Below are 19689 nucleotides of genomic sequence, written 5' to 3'. Positions count from 1 at the left end.
TGGTTTTACCCTGGCTAGCGGGCCTGCGGGCGTCGCAATTTGACGACTTTGATGGCCTGGTCGTGCACCTGCACCACCTCGACGATGCACTGGTCGACCTTCAGGCTGATGGGCGCGTCTGGAATTTCTTGCAACAGTTCCAGCAGCATGCCGTTCAGCGTTTTCGGACCGTCGAGCGGGAAGGCCAGGCCGAGGCGCTTGTTGACGTCGCGCAGCGGCGTGGCGCCGTCCAGCAGGCATTCGCCGTTGGCGTCCCAGCCGAAGGTTTCGGCCTTGGCGGCGCCTGGCGTGGAGGTGGTGAACTCGCCGATCATCTCTTCGATGATGTCGTCCAGCGTGACCAGGCCCTGCACCTCGCCGTACTCGTCGACGATGATGCCGAGGCGTTCCTTGTTCTCCTGGAAGTACTGCAGCTGGGTGAACAGCCGCGTGTCCTGCGGGATGAAGTAGGGCGGCGTCAGCAGTTCGCGGAAATGCTCGGTGGTCAGTTCCTCTTCCTGGTTCAGCAGCGCCACCGCCTTGCGCACGTGCAGGATGCCGACGATGCGGTTGATCTCGCCTTCGTAGACGGGCAGCTTGTTGTGGTAGCAGGTGGTCAGTTCGCGCTTGATTTCCTCGACCGGCAGTTCCAGGTTCAGCGCCTCGACCTGGGCGCGCGGCGTCATGATGTCTTCGACCGAGATGGTTTCCAGGTCGAACAGGTTGAGCAGGATGCTCTTGTGCTTTTGCGGGATGAAGTTGCCGCCTTCCAGCACGATCGAGCGCAGCTCTTCCGGCGACAGGCGTGGATCGTGGGCGTGCGAGCCGGCCTTGATGCCGAACACTTTCAGCAGCTGCGACACGAACAGGTTGACGAACCAGATCATCGGCTTGGACACCGCCATCAGCGGCTTCAGCACCATGCTGGTCGGCAGGGCGATTTTTTCCGGGAAGGTGGCGCCGATGACTTTCGGCGAAATCTCGGCAAACACGATCAGCAGGAAGGCCACCACGCCGGTGGAGATGGTGATGACGTTGTCGTCGTGGCCGAAGGTCTGGATCGCCAGCGAGGTGACCAGCGCGGTGGCGGCGGCGTTGAACAGCGTGTTGGCGATCAGCACCAGCGACAGCAGCTTGTCGGTGCGGTCCAGCAGCCACAGCGTGGTGATGGCGCGGCGGCTGCCGCGTTTGGCTTCATGGCGCAGGCGATAGCGATTGGCCGCCATCAGGGCGGTTTCCGCCATCGCGAAGAAGGCCGAACACAATATCAGGAAGAAGAGTGCAAGAAATTGCACCCAAAGTGGCACGGTATCCAAGGGTCACCGTAAAGAATCTTGCATGGGGAAAGTGGGCAACCGATCAGGCGCCAGCGCAAAGCAACAGTTTTAGATTCTAAGGCAATGATGAGTTGCGTGCAAGTTTGATGATGTTGTTGTACTTTGGAGGGAGGTTAGAACAACTCGTCAAGCTGTTCGAAAAATAGGCGTTTTGTCGTGGCGTCCTGGACACCGAGCGCGGCCAGGAATTGCGCTGCTGCGTTGTCGGACACATCCTCGCGCAGGTTGCGGTGGACAAAGGCGATGTCGAGCCAACGGTCGGCCTTGCCGCCCCGGCCGAGGTCGATGAAATACAGTTCGTCGTTGTTGGTGACGAAGATATTGCTGTCGCCGAGGTCGCCGTGGGAAAAGACCAGGTCTTCGTCCGGCATCGTGGCCTTCAGCCGGGCCAGCAGGTCTTGTGGCGTGGCCAGGCCGGGCCATGCGCAGAAATCGTAGTCCTCGTCGATCAGCTCGTTGCCGACCAGGTAGGCCAGCTCGCGCAGACGGATGGCGGCGCTGGCGTCGAACGGGCAGCTGGCGATGGAGATGGATTGCAACTGGCGTAGCGCTTCGTGGAACAGCGTTGTTACGGGCCGCCCAGCCTCGATCAATGACGACAGCGGGACGCCGGGGATGGCGCGGGTGATCATGTGCTCGTGGCCGTCCTCCTGCGCGGTCAGAACGACTTCCGGCACGTTCAGCTTGCCGGACAGCCATTGCATGACGCTGGCTTCGCGTTGCACGCTGTAGGTGGTGTTGGCGTAGACCGATGGCGAAGTCTTCAGAAAATAAAGTTCGTTGCCGCGCTCGAAGCTGTGCACCCGGCATGGCGATTCGCCGATCCGGTCACGCTGCAGGACGGCGTCACCGATGAAGCGTCGGATGGTGTGCGGCATTGTCTGGTTGCGCGCCATGTGTCGCCTCAGTATTTGAAGATGAGCGGCAGCGCCGGGCGGAAGTCGTGGTGCAGGCCGCGTGCTTCGTGGTCGAAGCTGATTTCCAGCAGTTGCGGGCCTTCGGCGAAGGTGATGCCGCTGGCTTGGGCGGCGGGCGAGAGCGTCGACGCCGACGGCAGCGTGCAGCGCAGGCCGGTGATGGCGCCGAGGCCGGCGGCGTGGCGCAGCGGCTGCCGGCGCTCATCTTCGAAAAATTCGGACGCCTTGCCGGCGGAGGTGCAGAACCACATCGGCTCCGTCAGCGGCGCGTCGGTGGCGATGCCGATCTGCATGCCGGGCGGCAGGTAGGCCGGCGCGTAGTTCCAGGTTGCGAACGGCACGGCGGGACGGAAGCAGACGCCGAACGGCGAGGCGTCGGCGCCGGACAGGCGTTCGCGCAGCATGGTGGGCCGCGTGGTCTGGTTGGCGATTTCCGTTTCATCGGCCATCCACAGCAACTCGATGAAGGCGTTGGCGAAGCAGAAGCGGCGGTTGGCCGTACCCTGGCCCGGATGAACGTTGCCGGAGCCTTCGCTCAGGCCGAACGCGCGCAGCGCTTCGGCTTCCGCGCCGCCCGACGCCACGCGGATGAACAGGTGGTCTATCTGCATAACAGGAAGGCATGAGCGGCGATCGGCGCGCCGTTTTCCTGGCGCGCTTCCAGCGCCTGCGTGGCCAGCACCGTGAAGCCGGTTTCCGCCGCCAGGCGGCGCAGGTAGTCCGGCGTGTGCGCGTAGCGGTTGGAAGGACGCAGCACATAGTCGGCATCATCGCCCGCCTCGACCGAGAAGCAGAAGCGGCCGCCGGGACGCAGCGCCGCATGGACGGCCTTGAACACCGGCGCCAGATCGCCGATGTAGACGAAGACGTCGGCCGCGACGGCCAGATCCCATGTGGCCTGGCGGCCGTCCAGATAAGTCAGCAGGTCGGTGCATGCCAGTTCGTCGTACAGGCCGCGTTCGGCCGCCTTGTCGAGCATCTGCTGCGACAGGTCGACGCCGTCCAGCCGGCGCGAATAAGCGCGCAGGTAAGGGCCGCACAAACCGGTGCCGCAGCCCAGGTCCACGGTGGCCAGCTCCGAAGCCGGCGCCACGTGGCGCAGCAGCGCATCCAGCACGGCCGGCGTCTGGTAGCCCAGCACCTCGGTCAGATGCTGGTCGAAGTGGTTGGCGTACTGGTCGAACAGCGAACGCACGTAATCGTTCGGCAGCGCGGCCGGCGTTGCGCCAGCGCCCACCGACGCCAGTGCAAAGGCGATGGTTTCGGGATTGTCGCCATGCGCCAGTGCGGCCTGGTAGGCGGCGATGGCTTCCTCGCGCCGTCCCATCGCGCGCAGCGTGTTGCCGCGATAGTAGTGGGCCAGCGCGTAGTCCGGCCTGTTTTTCAGCGCCTGGTCGTAGCTGTCCAGCGCGGCGGCGAATTCGCCCAGCCGTTGCAAGGACGCGCCTTGCGCGCTGTAGGCTTCCGCCCAATCGGGACGCAGGTGGATGGCGCGGTCGAAGCTTTCCACCGCCTCCGGCAGAATGCGCAGACAGTGCAGGGCATTGCCGCGTGCCAGCCATGCATCGGCGTAGCGGTCCTTGATGTTGAGCGCATTCTCGGCCGCGCCCAGCGCATCGAGATAACGGCCCTGATCCTGCAGGATGATGGCGCGGTTGCAGTGCGCTTCCGCGTAATTCGGCTGGATCTGCAAGGCGCGCTGATAGCTGTCCAGCGCTTCGTCCAGCCGACCGAGCCGGCGCAGCGCGTTGCCGCGGTTGCTCCATGCCATGGCGTACGACGGTTGCAGCACCAGCGCGCGCTCGTGGCTGGCCAGCGCCTGGTCGGCGCGGCCGGCGTCCAGCAGCGCCACGCCGAGATTGCAGTGTGCGTTGGCCTGTGCGCCATCGACGGCGATGGCCTGCGAGATCAGATCGATGGCGCCCGCCGCATCGCCCTGCTGGCGTGCGATCACGCCCAGCAGGTGCAATGCGTCGAAGCGGCGCGGGTCGAGCTCCAGCACCTGTCGGTACAAGGCTTGCGCTGGTTCGAGCCGGCCCTGCTGGTGCAGTTCGACGGCTTGTTGGAGGAGGGAGGCAAGCAGGGATTCAGTCATAGCCCGCATCTTAGCCGATGCGTGAATTCTCTCCAATTGTTTCAATTTGACAATATTTTCTATCGTGTTAGCATTTGAATAATGCTAACTTCATGTATCCGCCATGCGCTTACCTCTGTTTATGCTTGCCGCCACCTTCCCCCTGGTGGCCCTGGGACAGGCGATGCCGCCGCTGGTGCCGGTGACCAGCTTCGCCAAGATGGACCAGTACTACAATCCGGTGATGTCGCCCGATGGCAAGCACCTTGCCATCACAGTGCGCGTCCCGGTGGACGCGCGTACGGTGCCGATGGTCAGCTTCTACAGCCTGCCCGATCTGAAGCTGGAAGGGACGGTGCGCATGCCGGCGTTCGAAGTGCCGGCCAGCTATACCTGGGTTGGCAACACGCGGGTGGTGGTGCAGAAAGCGATCGAGGTGGGGTCGCGCGAACGGCCGCAGATCACCGGCGAGCTGCTGGCCATGGACTTCGATGGCAAGCATCAGCAATATCTGTATGGCTGGGACGTGAGCATGTATGGCCGCAACCGCTACAGCCCCGACGAGGGCTATGCCTATCCGGTTTATGTCTACAGGCAGATGAATGACCATCTGCTGGTCGGCACCTACCAATGGGATCTGGACCAGAGCTCCTTGTATGACTTTGACAGCCGTAACGGCCTGCGCAAGCTGGTCGCGACGGTGAAGTCGCCGAGAGCGTCGTTTGTGGTCGACAACGCCGGCAAGCCGCGCTTCGCCACCGGGACCGATGAGGAAGGCTACGATCTGGTGTGGCGGCTGAATGACGCCACCTCGGCCTGGGAAAAATTCCAGCTGCAACAGAACGACACGCGGCTGACGCCGTTCGGTTTCTCGCCCGACAATCGCACCTTCTATGCCTGGCAGGCGGAGGCGGAAGGGCGCGTCAAGGTGATCAGCGAAGACGTGGCAGGCGGTAACCGCAAATTGTTGGCCGAAGATACGCTGGGCAGCGTGGGTTCGCTGGAATTTGGTGGACCGGAGGAAACCCCGCTGGTGGTTTATTCCGCCCTCGGCCGCCCGAAAGTCACTTACCTGGACCCTGCCAATCCGGACACCCCGCTGCTGAAGGACATGGCGCGCCAGTTCCCCGACCACGTGGTCCGGCTGGTCAGCGAGTCGGCCGACCAGAGCCAGGTGCTGTTCTGGGTGATCAGCGACCGCGATCCCGGAGCCTATTACCTGTACAACCGCAAGACCAACAAGGCCGACATGCTGTTCGCCTCGATGGACGAGATCGACCCGGAACATATGGCGGTGCGCCGCCCGGTCCTGTTCAAGGCGCGTGACGGCCAGGAGATCGATGGCTATCTGACGCTGCCGGCGTTCAAGACGGCGCACAAGCCGCCGTTGATCCTGATCCCGCATGGCGGCCCCTACGGCTATCGCGACAGCTGGTATTTCGACAGCGATGCACAGTTCCTGGCCAACCGCGGCTACGCGGTGCTGCAAGTGAATTTCCGCGCATCGGGCGGCCGTGGTGAGGGCTTTGAACGTCAGGGCTACCGTCAGTGGGGCGGCAAGATCATGGACGATCTGGTGGATGGCGTGAAATGGGCGGTGGCCCAGGGCGAAGTGGACGGCTCGAAGATGTGCGTATATGGCGTCAGCTTCGGCGGTTACTCGGCGCTGATGCTGGCCTCGCGTGAACCGGACTTGTTCAAGTGCGCGGTAGGCTACGCCGGGGTGTACGACGTCGGTCTGTTGCAGACGGAGGAAGGCGTTGCCGGCAACAGCCGGCGGATCGCCTGGAATAAGCGTGTCTTCAGCGAAGACAAGGCCGAATGGGCGCGATATTCGCCCAATCTGCATGCCGACACCATCAAGGCTGGCGTACTGCTGATCCACGGCGGCAAGGACAAGCGGGCGCCGAAGGAGCATGCCTTCCTGATGAAAGCCGCGCTGGAGAAGGCCGGCCATCCGCCCGAGTGGTATTACGTGGATTACGAAGGCCACGGTTTCTATGACACCGAAAACCAGGTGGAGGTGTACCGCCGCCTGGAAACCTTCTTTGCCAAGTACCTCGGCAAGCCGCGCTGATCAGCTGCCGCGATAGGTGGAGTACGCCCACGGCGACACCACCAGCGGCACGTGGTAGTTCTGGCTGGCGTCGGCGACACCGAAGGCCAGCGTCACCTCGTCGATGAATTTCGGTTCCGGCAGCGTCACGCCCTGGGCGTCGAAATACGCACCAGCGCTGAACACCAGTTCATATTTGCCCTGTTTCAGTGCGTCGCCTTCCAGCAGCGGAGCGGCGCAGCGGCCGTCGGCGTTGGTGACGTCGGTTTTCAGCAGCTCCCGCCCCTGCGATCCCACCGCGTACAAGGCCAGCTGGACGCCGGCGCCCGGCTTGCCCTGGGTGATGTCGAGAACGTGCGTGCTGAGTTTGCCCATGTTCGGTCCTATATCCGTAGGTTATGAGTATCTATTGTACAAATCATATACCGCCATGCGCGCAGGCATATATGATTAGAGTTATATTCCCCATAGACTTGCCTGCGCCATGACCACTTACGACAACTATCCGCGCGACATGATCGGCTACGGCCCGAAACCGCCGCACGCCCAGTGGCCCGACCAGGCCCGCGTGGCCCTGCAATTCGTGCTGAACTACGAAGAGGGCGGCGAAAACAGCGTGCTGCACGGCGACGCCGGTTCCGAGACCTTCCTGTCCGAGATCATCGGCGCGGCCTCGTTCAGCAACCGCCACATGAGCATGGAGTCGCTGTACGAGTATGGTTCGCGCGCCGGCTTGTGGCGCTTGCTGCGCATGTTCGAGGAACGCAAGCTGCCGCTGACGGTGTTTGGCGTGTCGATGGCGCTGAAGCGCAATCCGGAGGCGGTGGCGGCCTTCCAGCAGCTGGGACACGAAATCGCCTGCCACGGCCTGCGCTGGATCACCTATCAGAACATGGACGAAGCCACCGAGCGCGCGCACATGAAGGAAGCCGTGGACATCATCCGCGAGCTGACCGGCAGCGCGCCGCAAGGCTGGTACACCGGCCGCGATTCGCCGCAGACGCGCAAGCTGGTGATGGAGCACGGCGGCTTCCGCTACGACGCCGACCACTATGGCGACGACCTGCCGTTCTGGCAGCAGGTCGGCTACACCGACGCGCAGGGCCAGGCCGTCAGCGCGCCGCAGCTGATCGTGCCATACACGCTGGACACCAACGACATGCGCTTCGCCGCCGCGCAGGGCTTCAACTCCGGCACGCAGTTCTTCGATTACCTGAAGGATGCCTTCGACGTGCTGTACGCCGAGGGCGATCCGAACGGCCTGAATCAGCCGAAGATGCTGTCCATCGGCCTGCACTGCCGCATCGTCGGCCGTCCGGCGCGCGCGGCTGCGCTGGCGCGTTTCCTCGACTACGTGCAGAAGCACGACAAGGTCTGGATCACGCGCCGTATCGATATCGCCGAACACTGGCGCAAGGTTCACCCATTTGTAGATTGAGATCGTGATGTCCGAACCCATACGCTTTTACTTCCGTGGCGCTGTCCAGGAAATCCATGACGCCGCACCGACCCGCACCGTGCTGCAGCACCTGCGCGAGGATCTGCATTGCACCGGCACCAAGGAAGGTTGCGCCGAAGGCGATTGCGGCGCCTGCACGGTGGTGGTGGGCAGCCTGAATGCGGCCGGCCAGCTGGAGATGAAGGCGGTGAACTCCTGCATCCAGTTCGCACCGACGCTGGACGGCAAGGCATTGTTCACGGTGGAGGACATGCAGCAGCCGGACGGCGCGCTGCATCCGGTGCAGCAGGCGATGGTGGAATGTCACGGCTCGCAATGCGGTTTCTGTACGCCGGGCTTTGTCATGTCGCTGTGGGGCATGTACCTGGACAAGTATGGCAAGCCGGCGCAGCGCAAGCAGATCGACGACTGCCTGTCCGGTAACCTGTGCCGCTGCACCGGCTATCGCCCGATCATCGACGCGGCGCACCGCATGACCGAGCTGCCGAAGGTGGCGTTCGACCGCGCGGCATTGACGCAGCAGCTGCAAGCCTTGCAGCGTGAAGCCGGTTCCACCTACACCGCGCGCGGCCAGTCGTTCCACGCGCCGCGTACGCTGGAAGAACTGGTGGCGCTGCGCGCCGCGCATCCGAAAGCGACGCTGCTGGCCGGCTCCACCGATATCGGCCTGTGGGTCACCAAGCAAATGCGCGAGCTGGGCGACATCATCTACCTCGGCCACGTCACCGCGCTGCAAAGCGTGCAGCAGCAGGACGGCATGCTGGAAATCGGCGCCGGCGTGTCGCTGAACGCCGCCTACGAGGCGCTGTGCAAACTGTATCCGGCGCAGCTGGGCGAGTTGTGGCAGCGCTTTGCCTCGCTGCCGATCCGTAACGCCGGCACCCTGGGCGGCAATGTCGCCAACGGCTCGCCGATCGGCGACTCGATGCCGTGGCTGATCGCGCTGGGCAGCGAGGTGGTGCTGCAAGGCCCGTCCGGCCGCCGCGTGCTGGCGCTGGAAGCCTTCTATCTCGATTATCAGAAAAAGGATTTGCAGGCCGACGAATTCGTCGCCGCCGTGCGCGTGCCGCTGCCGCGCGCCGGCGTGCAGTTCCGTACCTATAAACTGGCCAAGCGCTTCGACCAGGATATCTCCGCCGTGTGCGCGGCGTTTGCCTTTACGCTGGATGGCGACAAGGTGATTGACGCGCGCATCGCGTTCGGCGGCATGGCGGCCACGCCGCGCCGCGCGCCACGTGCCGAAGCAGCGCTGACCGGGCTGTCCTGGAGCGAGACCAATCTGCGCGTGGCGATGGACCAGCTGGCACAGGACTTCGCACCGCTGTCGGACATGCGCGCGTCGAGCACCTATCGCATGCAGACGGCGCAGAATCTGCTGCGCCGCTTCTGGCTGGAGACGCGCACCGATGCACCGCTTGCGGCCGATGCCGTCAACGCTTTCGCTTGCCGCGCCTGAAAGGAGCCATCATGAACCAACCCGTTGCTCCCGCCGCGATTGCGGAATCCGCATGGAAGGCCGTGGGCGTCTCGCGTCCGCACGAATCGGCCGAGCTGCATGTGCTGGGCCAGGCCACCTACACCGACGACATCCCCGAACTGCAAGGCACGCTGCATGCGGCGCTGGGCCTGTCGTCCAAGGCGCATGCGCGCATCACGGCGATGGATCTGGCGCCGGTGCGCAGTGCACCGGGCGTGGTGGCGGTGTACACCGCCGAGGATATCGTCGGCACCAACGATTGCGGGCCGATCATCCATGACGATCCGATCCTGTCGGCCGGCGAGGTGCTGTATGTCGGCCAGCCGATCTTCATCGTGGTGGCGGATACGCATGACAATGCCCGCGGCGCCGCCCGCCGCGCGGTGATCGCCTATGACGAACTGCCGGCGATTTTCACGCCGCAGGAAGCCAAGGCCGCCAACTCGTACGTGCTGCCGCCGATGCAGCTGACGCGCGGCGACTACCAGACCGCCTTCGACATGGCGCCGCGCGTGGTGAAGGGGCAGCTGTTCGTCGGCGGCCAGGAACAGTTCTATCTCGAAGGCCAGATCGCCTACGCGATTCCGAAGGAAGACAACGGCCTGCTGGTGCAATGCTCGACGCAGCACCCGAGCGAGATGCAGCACGTGGTGGCGCATGCCATCGGCGTGCATTCGCACAAGGTGCAGGTAGAGTGCCGCCGCATGGGCGGTGGCTTTGGCGGCAAGGAGTCGCAGTCGGCCTTGTGGGCGGCGTCGGCCGGCATCGCCGCTTCGAAGCTGCGCCGCCCGGTCAAGCTGCGCGCGGACCGCGATGACGACATGCTGGTGACCGGCAAGCGTCACTGCTTCTTCTATGAGTACGAAGTCGGTTACGACGACAACGGCAAGATCCTGGCGGCCAAGGTGGATATGACCTTGCGCGCCGGCTTCTCGGCCGATCTGTCGGGGCCCGTGGCGACGCGGGCGGTCTGCCACTTCGACAACACCTATTATTTGTCGGACGTGGATATCCGTGCCGGCTGCGGCAAGACCAACACGCAGTCGAATACGGCGTTCCGCGGTTTCGGCGGCCCGCAAGGCGCGATTGCGATCGAATACATCGTCGATGAAATTGCGCGCAACCTGGGACGCGATGCGCTGGATATCCGCCGCCTGAATTTCTACGGCACGACGGAACGCAATGTCACGCCGTATGGGCAGGAAATCGTCGACAACGTGATCGAGGCGCTGACGGCGGAGCTGGAGCAGACCAGCGAGTACCGCGCGCGCCGCAAGGCGATCGAGGCTTACAACGCTTCCAGTCCGGTGCTGAAGAAAGGGCTGGCGCTGACGCCGCTGAAGTTCGGCATCGCCTTCAATGTCACGCACCTGAACCAGGCCGGCGCGCTGGTGCATGTGTACGTGGATGGTTCGGTGCTGGTGAATCACGGCGGCACGGAGATGGGGCAGGGCATCAACACCAAGGTGTTGCAGGTGGTGGCGCATGAACTGGGCCTGGACCTGTCGCACGTGCGCATCACGGCGACCGATACCAGCAAGGTGGCGAATACCTCGGCCACGGCGGCGTCCACCGGCGCGGACCTGAACGGCAAGGCGGCGCAGGATGCGGCGCGGCAGATCCGCGAACGTCTGGCTGCTTATGCGGTCAAGCTGTATGGCGACGAGGACGGCCAGCCGGTGCGCTTCTTCGACAACCATGTGCACGTCAACGGCCACAAGGTGCTGTTCGCGGAGCTGGTGCAGAAGGCCTACCTGGCGCGCGTGCAGCTGTGGTCCGACGGTTTCTATGCGACGCCGAACCTGCACTGGAATCCAAAGACGATGAACGGTCATCCGTTCTCCTACTACGCTTACGGCGCTGCGGTGTCGGAGGTGGTGGTGGATACGCTGACCGGCGAGTGGAAGCTGCTGCGCGCGGACGCCCTGTACGATGCGGGCCGCTCGCTGAATCCGGCCATCGATATCGGCCAGGTCGAAGGGGCTTTCATTCAGGGCATGGGCTGGCTGACCACCGAGCAGCTGTGGTGGAACGCGGCGGGCAAGCTGATGACGCATGCGCCGTCCACCTACAAGATTCCTGGCATCTCCGATTGCCCGGAGGATTTCCGCGTGAAGCTGTTCGATAACGGCAATGTGGAGGACAGCATTCACCGTTCGAAAGCGGTGGGCGAGCCCCCGCTGCTGCTGCCGTTCTCGGTGTTCTTTGCGATTCGCGATGCGATTTCCGCTGTGGGCGGGCATCGCGTGAATCCGCCGTTGAACGCGCCGGCGACCAGCGAAGAGATTCTGCGGGCCGTGTTCGCGGTGGAAATGGCGGCCTGATATGAACGAGTGGCTGACAGCGCAGGTGTCGGAGCCGGCAGTGCTGGTGACCGTGGCGATCGTGGAGGGCTCCGGCCCGCGCGAACCCGGCGCCAAGATGCTGGTGACGGCGCGCGGCCAGCACGACACCATCGGCGGCGGACATCTGGAGATGTGCGCGGTGGAACTGGCGCGCGCGATGCTGAAGGACGCGGCCAGCCGACACGAGGTGACGAGCGATGCGACAGCGACCGGCGTGGGCGCGCGCATCGAACGTTACGCCCTCGGTCCGACGCTGGGCCAGTGCTGCGGCGGCGTGGTGCATCTGGCGTTTGAGCCGGTCGAGGCATCGCTGGCGGCCGTGCTGGCCGGCTTGCGCGCGCGCCGGCGCGAAGACAACTGGCGACTCAGCGCCATCGACGGTGCACCGGTCGCGCTGCTGCTTGGCGCGGACGGCGCCGTCGTCGCCGGTGCAGGCCGGGGCAAGGCAGGAGAGGCGGGCGCCTTCGGCCCCGCCTTCCCGACGGTGGACCGCGAACGCGGCACGCATGTGCTGCGCGACACGGCCGGCCGCCGCTGGCTTGCCGATCCATGCTTCGCGCCGCGTGCGCACCTGGTGCTGTTCGGCGCCGGCCACGTCGGCGCGGCCATCGTCCGCATGCTGGGCGAACTGCCGTGCACCGTCACCTGGGTGGACGAGCGCGAGGACATGTTCCCCGCCAGCGTGCCGCCCAACGTCACCGTGGAAGCCAGCGATACGCCGGAAGCCGCAGTGGCCGGTGCGCCGGATGGCGCAAGCTACCTCGTCATGACCCACAGCCACGCACTGGACCAGCGCCTGTGCGAAACCATCCTGGCCCGCGAAGACGTGGGCTGGTTCGGCTTGATAGGTTCCAACACCAAGCGCGTGCAGTTCGAGCGCCGCATGGCCGCGCGCGGCCTGCCGCAAGACCGCATCGACAATATGGTCTGCCCCATCGGCCTGCCGGGCATCACCAGCAAGCTGCCGGCCACCATCGCCGCCTCCGTGTGCGCGCAGTTGCTGATGGTGTGGGAGGCGCAGCAAATCGCCGCCCTCAACGCGCCGGCGCGGCTGGCCGTCGCAAGCTAAACTACGCATTCAGATTCAAGAAAGATCACCATGAACACCAACCTGCAAGCCTACCGTGGCAGCTTGCTGCACTTTCTCGCCGATCCGGCCTTCAGCGAACATTCGCACGCGTGGCACGAAGACGGCCTGCTGATCGTCGCCGACGGCAAGGTCCAGGCGGCGGGCGACTACGCCACCTTGCACGCCACGCTGCCGCCGGGGACCGTGGTGCACGACTACAGCGGCAAGCTGCTGATGCCGGGCTTTATCGATACCCATATCCATTATCCGCAGAGCGACATGATCGCCTCGCCGTCGGAAGGCCTGCTGCCATGGCTGGAGACCTACACCTTCCCGACCGAGCGCCAGTTTGAAGACAGCGCGCACGCCGCCGACGTGGCCGACTTCTTCCTCGACGAGCTGCTGCGCTGCGGCACCACCACCGCCATGGTCTACTGCACCGTACACCCGCAATCGGTGGACGCCTTCTTCACCGTTAGCGAGCAGCGCGGCCTGCGCATGGTGGCCGGCAAGGTGATGATGGACCGGAACTGTCCCGACTTCCTGCGCGACACCGCCGAATCCGGCGCGCGCGACACCGAAGCGCTGATCCAGCGCTGGCACAAGCGCGGCCGCGCGCTGTACGCCATCACGCCGCGCTTCGCGCCGACGTCCACCGAACGCCAGCTGCAGCTGGCCGGCGAGCTGGCGGCCGCGTATCCGGACACCTTCATCCAGACCCACGTGTCGGAAAACGAAGCCGAATGCGCGTGGGTGCGCGAGCTGTTCCCCAACTCGCGCAGCTACATCGACGTCTACGACAGCTACGGCATGATGCGCCCGCGCGCCATGTACGGCCACTGTATCTGGCTGAATGAGCGCGACCGCCAGCGCATGGCCGAAACGCAGTCCGCCGCCGCCATCTGCCCGACCTCCAACCTGTTCCTCGGCAGCGGCCTGTTCGACTTCGAACGCGCCGACGACGCCGGCGTGCTACTCTCGCTGGCCACCGACGTCGGCGGCGGCACGTCGTTCTCCATGTTGCAAACGATGAATGAAGCCTATAAAGTAGCGCGCTTGAAGGGCAGTTACCTGCCGGCCTTGCGGATGTTTTACCTGGCCACGCTGGGCGCGGCGCGCAGCATGCAGCTGGAAGGCACGATCGGCAATTTCGCCGCCGGTGCGGAGGCGGACTTCATTGTCGTCGATCCGCAAGCCACGCCGCTGCTGCAACGCCGCACCGCGCGCAGGGAGAGCCTGGAAGAGCTGCTGTTCGCGTTGGCGCTGCTGGGCGACGACCGCGCGATCGCCGCGACCTATTCGGCGGGCCGCCAGGTGCATGTCCGTGAAACGACTTAATTAAGGATACACATGAAGAACAACCTCAAAGCCCTGGCGCTTGCCGCCGCCGTGTTCTGCGCCATGCCGCATGCGCAGGCGGCCAACGCCAACGAGGAGGCCACCAAGCGCCACTTCGCCGCGCTGATCGCGCCGGGCAAGGAGCCGAAACTGGCCGAGCTGACGATGTTCTTCACCATGATGCCGAAGGGCGGCGACCTGCACCACCACTACTCGGGCGCGATCTACGCCGAGCAGTACCTGGAGTGGGTGGACAAGGAAGGCTTCTGCGTCAACAAGACCAGCTACACCATCGAGAAGGCCAAGCCTTCCGCCGGCTGCCTGTCGGGCCAGGACGTGATGCTCGATAACATCGTGCTGGCCAACCTGCTGCAACGCTGGTCGGACAAGGACTTCTACAACCACAGCGCGATCCAGTCGCCGCCGGACCGCCAGTTCTTCGACACCTTCGCCTATTTCAATCCGGTGGCGTCGACCAACGCGGTGGACGGCCTGCAGCGCCTGAAACAGCGCGCCGTGCAGGAAAACCTGAGCTACATCGAAACCATTTACGAGATCGCGCCGATCGCCCAGGATGCGGACTTCGACAGGAAGGCGCAAGCCGGCAGCCTGACCGACGCCGACTTCGCCGCCCTGATCGCCAAGCTGGACAAGGACCAGGCCTTCCAGGGCTGGATCGGCGCCTACCTGAAAAACGTCGACACGGTCAGCGCCGGCATCGACGACGCCAACTTCACGCTGCGCTACCAGCCGTTCGCGCTGCGCTTCCTGTCGCCGTCGCAGGTGTTTTCGCAAATCGTTTCCAGCTTCAAGCTGGCGACCTCGAATCCGAAGATCGTCGGCGTCAACATTGTCGGACAGGAAAGCGTGCACGTCGCCATGCGCGACTACGAGCTGCACATGCAGATGTTCAAATTCCTGAAATCCCAATACCCAGGCGTGAAACTGGCGCTGCATGCCGGCGAGCTGTCGCTGGGCATGGTGGAGCCGGAAGGCCTGACCTTCCACATCAAGGATGCGATCGACGTCGCCGGCGCCAGCCGCATCGGCCACGGCATGGACATCGCCCACGAGAGCAATCCGCTGGCCATCATGAAAAAGATGCATGATCAGAAGATCGCGGTCGAGGTCAACCTGAGCAGCAACGACTTCATCCTCGGCATCAAGGGCCAGGCGCATCCCGTCACGCTGTACCGCAAATACGGCGTGCCATTCGTGCTGTCGACCGACGATGCCGGCGTTTCGCGTAATAATTTGTCGGGCGAGTACGTGCAGTACGCGGCCCGCTACCAGCCGGACTACGCCGAAGTCAAAAAACTGTCATACGACAGCATCCGTTATTCCTTCCTGAATGACGCGGACAAACAACGTCTTTTGAAGGCATTGGACGGGAAGTTCGCCAAATTCGAAGCGGAAATTGCTGCATCGCAACCAAAGGCTGGCCGCTAAACTGGCGGCCCCGACCGGCGTTTGTGGCGGGTAACCCACAAACGCCGGATTTGTTACAAACTCAATCCCTCCTGACGACGATTCTCACGTTGTCACAAACCACTATCGCTATCATTGGAAAATATTCTTCTGATAACTGTGTGGTCAGCTTGCGACACAAATCCCTCTGTATTTCACCGCTTTTTGTTTTTTAGGCAATGAAAAGAATTCATGCTGCCAGAGCTGACATATAATTTCGCGGTTTGTTTACAGGCGGCAAGAGCATGAGCTTTTTGTGACGAAAATATGACGTATTTATATATTTATCGTCTGAATTTCTAAGCTAAATCGTATTTGTCATGCAATTTTGAGTAATGCATAGTTCAAGGGAAATGATCCAAAAAAGCAAGTTTATTGCTTACTCCACAGTCCAGAATTCGTAGTACACCGGGCCGGTGACGCAGCTTATTTATGTCACAAGCTTGTCATAAATGCGTCATCGGCCTGACATATTTGGCCGTTACACTCACCCGCTGCCCACTGGCACGCCGGGGTTGGGACGGCAAGACCAGTTGCAGCAAACGTAAAGAGGAACACCTGCTATCCGTAAGGGTTCCATATAACTATTAGTCTTTTTTGGGGTTATACAATGATCAATCATAAACGGCTCAAGCTGACGCAGATGGCGTTCAGCCTGTCTCTCGCGCTAGCGACGGTACCGGCCTTGGCACAGAACACCACGTCGGCGATCGGCGGCCACATCGTTACCGGCGACGGCAAGCCAGCTGCCGGCGCAGTGGTTTCCATCGTGCACACCGAATCGGGTTCGGTAACCAATGTCGTGACCGATGCCGAGGGCCGTTATGTCCAGCGCGGTCTGCGTACCGGCGGTCCGTACACCATCACCATCACCAAGGATGGCGTCAGCGAAAAACGCGAAGGCGTGTACATCCAGCTGGCGGAAACCGCCAACGTGGACGCCACCCTGGGCGCGCAGATGCAGACCGTGACCGTTGCCGGCGCCGGCGGCCGTTCGGACAAGTTCTCGAAAACCGCGATGGGTGCTGGCACCAGCATCAGCGCCACCGAGCTGGCCGTACAAGGTTCGATCAACCGTAACCTGCAAGACTACGCCCGTGCCGACCCACGCGTCTCGCAGACCGACAAAGAGCGCGGCGAAATGTCCGTCGCCGGTCAGAACTCGCGCTACAACTCGCTGACCATCGACGGCGTGTCGGTCAACGACACCTTCGGCCTGGAAGCATCCGGCTCCCCAACCGCCAAGCAGCCGATCTCGATCGACGCGATCCAGTCGGTGCAGGTCAACGTCGCCAACTATGACGTGACCCAGAAGGGCTACACCGGCGGCAACATCAACGCCGTGACCAAGTCCGGCACCAACACCGTCAAGGGCAGCGTTTACTACGTTTTCCGTAACGACAGCATGGCCGGCGACCGCTACAACGCATCGACCGACACCTACGCCGCACCAGCGCCGTTCAAGGAAACCACCAAGGGCGGCACCATCGGCATGCCGCTGATCAAGGACAAACTGTTCCTGTTCGCCGCCTGGGAAAAACTGGAATCGACCCGTACCGCGCCGGCCTTCGGCCCGCTGGGCAGCTCGGTGACCAACGTCGGCGTGACGCCGTCGGCCATCGCCTCGGCGCAAGCCATCGCCAAGAACACCTACGGTGTCGACATCGGCACCTCGGACGTTTCGGCCGGCACCGCGCTGAACGTGACCGACAAACTGGTCAAGTTCGACTGGAACATCAACGAGAACCACCGCGCCATGTTCCGCTACTCGAAAACCGACCAGAGCGAGCCGCAATTCTCGGGCCTGTCGGCAACCGGCATTTCGCTGAACTCCGAGTGGTACCAGCAGAACAAGACCATCGAGACCAAAGTCGGCCAGATCCTGTCGGACTGGACGCCTAACTTCTCGACCGAGATCAAGTTCTCGACCCGTGACTACGATTCGCTGCCGAAGCTGAACGCGACGCTGCCGCTGGTCGGCCTGCAATTCTCCGGCGCGCTGCCAGCCGGCACGCCATCGACCGTGTCGTCGGCCAACCGCTTCCTGAACTTCGGTACCGACAACAGCCGTCAACGTAACGTGCTGGGCACCAAGACCACCGACGCCTACGTCGGCGCCAACTGGTCGCTGGGCGACCACGAAGTCAAATTCGGCGGCGACTACAGCAAGAACAAGATCTACAACGCGTTCCTGCAAAACGTCTGGGGTAACTACACCTTCGGCTGTATCAACAACATCAACTACCAGTTCCTGGGCAGCAGCACCTTCAACTGCGCCACCGCGACCAACGCGCAGGTGGAAGCAGCCGTGCTGGAGAACTTCCGCCGCGGCCGCCCAACCAGCTACAGCGTGCAGGTGCCAAACGCCGGCCTGACGCTGGATGACGCCGTATCGCAGTTCAGCATGAAGAACTACGGTGCCTTCGTGCAGGATACCTGGACCATCAACTCGCGCCTGACCGTCAGCGCCGGCCTGCGCATGGACAGCACCGCCGTGAGCGAGCGTCCGCTGAAGAACAACACCGTGGCCCTGGCCGCAGTGCAAGGCAACCCAGCCACCGGCGCCCGCGCCACCGGCGGTTTCGGCCTGGACAACACCAACACCTTCGACGGCCAGGATCTGATTCAGCCGCGCGTTGGCTTCAACTACACCTTCGATACCCCGCGTCAGCTGCAAGTCCGCGGCGGCGCCGGCCTGTTCCAGGGTTCGGCTCTGAGCGTGTGGCTGTCGAATCCGTTCTCGAACACCGGTGTACAAACCAAGACCGTCGGTTGCGGCATCTCGGGCTATGCAGCCTGCCCAACCACCGATGGCCTGTTCAGCGCCGACATCACCAAGCAGGTCACCAGCTTCACCGGCTCGGTGCCGGCAGCTAACGTCGACATCCTGGCTCCTGGCCTGCGTCAACCGTCGGTCTGGAAATCGAACCTGGCGCTGGATGCGGAACTGCCATGGTACAACCTGGTGCTGGGTCTGGAATACCTGAACACCAAGGCCAAGGACGCGATCTACTACCAGAACGCCAACTTGGGCGTCGCCACCAAGACCGGTACCGACGGCCGTCCGCTGTACTACAACGCCCAGGGTTACAACCCGGCTTGCTGGTCGGCTACCGGTGGTTCGATCACCAACGGTTCTTGCACGGGCTTCACCGCCAAGGCACTGAGCAACTCGGCATTCAACAACGTGCTGGTCGCCACCAAGACCGACAAGGGCGGCAGCAACGTCGCTACCGTGTCGCTGTCGCGTCCGATGATCAACGGCTGGAGCTGGTCGCTGGCGTACACCTACACCGATGCGAAAGAAGTATCGCCGCTGACCTCGTCGACCTCGTCGTCGAACTACGCCAGCCGTTCGATCTTCAATCCTAACGAAGAAGTCAACGCCAACTCGAACTACCTGGTGAAAGACCGTATCAGCGCGCTGGTAAACTTCCGTAAGCGTCTGTTCGGCGCCTACAACACCACCTTCGGCGTGTTCTACGAAGGTCGTGCAGGCAAGCCATACAGCTGGACCGTCAACAACGACTTGAATGGTGACGGCCTGGCCGGTAATGACCTGATGTACATCCCTTCGGCGCCAGGTTCGGGTCAAGTGGTGTTCTACGGTGATACCGCCACCAGCCACGCCAACGAAGACAAGTTCTGGAGCATCGTCAACGCCAACCCGGCGCTGCGTAAATCGGCCGGTGGTGTAATCAGCCGTAACAACGACTTCGCACCATGGACCAACAGCTTCGACCTGCGTATCGCTCAGGAAGTTCCTGGCTTCTTCAACGGTAACAAGGGCACCCTGTCGTTCGACATCTTCAACGTCGGCAATCTGCTGAACAAGAAGTGGGGCCGTATCAATGAAGTGGGCTTCCAGACCAACGGCGGCCTGGCACGTAGCTTCGTCGACTACCAAGGTCTGGATTCGAGCGGTCGTTACATCTACCGCGTGCGTGACGTGGAAACCGTCGACATCCGTCAGGTTAAAGGCGAATCGCAGTGGGCAATCCAGGCGACCGTCAAGTACGAGTTCTAAGCTTCATCAGAACCGTCTGACCTTCGCATGACAGAGAACGGCTGGTGGCAACACCGGCCGTTTTTTTATTTGTAACGTAGTTTGCGCGACTATTTTGATGGTGGGGTTGCGCTGTACAATATTTGATTCCGACTGAACTAGCAC

At 63.0% G+C, this 19689-nt stretch carries 13 protein-coding genes; 8 read left to right on the top strand and 5 right to left on the bottom strand.

Going from position 1 to position 19689, the window contains the following annotated elements; translation table 11 throughout:
- Positions 1–14: 14 nt before the first annotated feature.
- From GJ698_RS04985 to GJ698_RS04970, 4 genes are all read right to left on the bottom strand, one after another.
- On the bottom strand, positions 15–1295 hold the full coding sequence (locus tag GJ698_RS04985; RefSeq protein WP_154356505.1) for an HlyC/CorC family transporter: 1281 nt from the start codon (positions 1293–1295) through the stop codon (positions 15–17).
- A gap of 134 nt (positions 1296–1429) precedes the next feature.
- The gene (locus tag GJ698_RS04980; RefSeq protein WP_166454806.1) at positions 1430–2212 is read right to left on the bottom strand and encodes an APH(3') family aminoglycoside O-phosphotransferase; all 783 of its coding nucleotides are present in this window, start codon (positions 2210–2212) and stop codon (positions 1430–1432) included.
- Positions 2213–2220: 8 nt separating this feature from the next.
- Positions 2221–2844 carry a VOC family protein gene (locus GJ698_RS04975; RefSeq protein ID WP_154356504.1) on the bottom strand — a complete coding sequence of 208 codons (624 nt, stop codon included), beginning with the start codon at positions 2842–2844 and terminating at the stop codon, positions 2221–2223.
- The gene (locus GJ698_RS04970) at positions 2835–4328 is read right to left on the bottom strand and encodes a tetratricopeptide repeat protein (RefSeq protein ID WP_229259841.1); all 1494 of its coding nucleotides are present in this window, start codon (positions 4326–4328) and stop codon (positions 2835–2837) included. The genes GJ698_RS04975 and GJ698_RS04970 overlap by 10 nt, the downstream gene beginning before the upstream one ends.
- A 103-nt stretch (positions 4329–4431) precedes the next feature.
- Here GJ698_RS04970 and GJ698_RS04965 point away from each other — a divergent pair, with 103 nt between their 5' ends.
- Positions 4432–6384: an alpha/beta hydrolase family protein gene (locus tag GJ698_RS04965; RefSeq protein ID WP_154356502.1), complete on the top strand. Its 1953-nt coding sequence runs from the start codon at positions 4432–4434 to the stop codon at positions 6382–6384.
- Here the strand turns inward: GJ698_RS04965 and uraH are convergent, their stop codons facing one another.
- Positions 6385–6738, bottom strand: a complete 354-nt coding sequence (gene uraH / locus GJ698_RS04960) for a hydroxyisourate hydrolase (RefSeq protein WP_154356501.1) — start codon at positions 6736–6738, stop codon at positions 6385–6387.
- Positions 6739–6847: 109 nt separating this feature from the next.
- Here uraH and puuE point away from each other — a divergent pair, with 109 nt between their 5' ends.
- From puuE to GJ698_RS04925, 7 genes are all read left to right on the top strand, one after another.
- A complete protein-coding gene (gene puuE / locus GJ698_RS04955; protein WP_154356500.1) occupies positions 6848–7801 on the top strand; it encodes an allantoinase PuuE in 954 nt (317 codons plus the stop codon).
- Positions 7802–7808: 7 nt separating this feature from the next.
- Entirely contained in the window at positions 7809–9278 is a 1470-nt protein-coding gene (xdhA, locus tag GJ698_RS04950; protein ID WP_154356499.1) for a xanthine dehydrogenase small subunit, read from the top strand.
- Positions 9279–9289: 11 nt separating this feature from the next.
- Entirely contained in the window at positions 9290–11623 is a 2334-nt protein-coding gene (xdhB, locus tag GJ698_RS04945) for a xanthine dehydrogenase molybdopterin binding subunit (protein WP_154356498.1), read from the top strand.
- Between the two features lies 1 nt (position 11624).
- Positions 11625–12713 (top strand): xanthine dehydrogenase accessory protein XdhC, encoded by a 1089-nt coding sequence (gene xdhC, locus GJ698_RS04940; protein WP_154356497.1) that lies wholly within the window; start codon positions 11625–11627, stop codon positions 12711–12713.
- Between the two features lie 30 nt (positions 12714–12743).
- A complete protein-coding gene (gene guaD, locus GJ698_RS04935; RefSeq protein WP_154356496.1) occupies positions 12744–14051 on the top strand; it encodes a guanine deaminase in 1308 nt (435 codons plus the stop codon).
- A gap of 12 nt (positions 14052–14063) precedes the next feature.
- Positions 14064–15500, top strand: a complete 1437-nt coding sequence (locus GJ698_RS04930) for an amidohydrolase family protein (RefSeq protein ID WP_154356495.1) — start codon at positions 14064–14066, stop codon at positions 15498–15500.
- A 628-nt stretch (positions 15501–16128) separates the two neighbouring features.
- Entirely contained in the window at positions 16129–19545 is a 3417-nt protein-coding gene (locus tag GJ698_RS04925) for a TonB-dependent receptor (protein ID WP_154356494.1), read from the top strand.
- Positions 19546–19689: the final 144 nt, after the last annotated feature.

Origin of the sequence: Duganella aquatilis, from assembly GCF_009674565.1 — a bacterium.
Classification (GTDB): domain Bacteria; phylum Pseudomonadota; class Gammaproteobacteria; order Burkholderiales; family Burkholderiaceae_D; genus Rugamonas; species Rugamonas aquatilis.
This window is presented reverse-complemented; position numbering and strand designations above follow the sequence as displayed.

Bases quoted from the DNA above. Each gene is read 5' to 3' on its own strand.
- GJ698_RS04980 (WP_166454806.1), bottom strand. From the start codon at position 2,212: ATGGCGCGCAACCAGACAATGCCGCACACCATCCGACGCTTCATCGGT.
- GJ698_RS04975 (WP_154356504.1), bottom strand. From the start codon at position 2,844: ATGCAGATAGACCACCTGTTCATCCGCGTGGCGTCGGGCGGCGCGGAA.
- GJ698_RS04970 (WP_229259841.1), bottom strand. From the start codon at position 4,328: ATGACTGAATCCCTGCTTGCCTCCCTCCTCCAACAAGCCGTCGAACTG.
- GJ698_RS04965 (WP_154356502.1), top strand. From the start codon at position 4,432: ATGCGCTTACCTCTGTTTATGCTTGCCGCCACCTTCCCCCTGGTGGCC.
- uraH (WP_154356501.1), bottom strand. From the start codon at position 6,738: ATGGGCAAACTCAGCACGCACGTTCTCGACATCACCCAGGGCAAGCCG.
- puuE (WP_154356500.1), top strand. From the start codon at position 6,848: ATGACCACTTACGACAACTATCCGCGCGACATGATCGGCTACGGCCCG.
- xdhA (WP_154356499.1), top strand. From the start codon at position 7,809: ATGTCCGAACCCATACGCTTTTACTTCCGTGGCGCTGTCCAGGAAATC.
- xdhB (WP_154356498.1), top strand. From the start codon at position 9,290: ATGAACCAACCCGTTGCTCCCGCCGCGATTGCGGAATCCGCATGGAAG.
- xdhC (WP_154356497.1), top strand. From the start codon at position 11,625: ATGAACGAGTGGCTGACAGCGCAGGTGTCGGAGCCGGCAGTGCTGGTG.
- guaD (WP_154356496.1), top strand. From the start codon at position 12,744: ATGAACACCAACCTGCAAGCCTACCGTGGCAGCTTGCTGCACTTTCTC.
- GJ698_RS04930 (WP_154356495.1), top strand. From the start codon at position 14,064: ATGAAGAACAACCTCAAAGCCCTGGCGCTTGCCGCCGCCGTGTTCTGC.
- GJ698_RS04925 (WP_154356494.1), top strand. From the start codon at position 16,129: ATGATCAATCATAAACGGCTCAAGCTGACGCAGATGGCGTTCAGCCTG.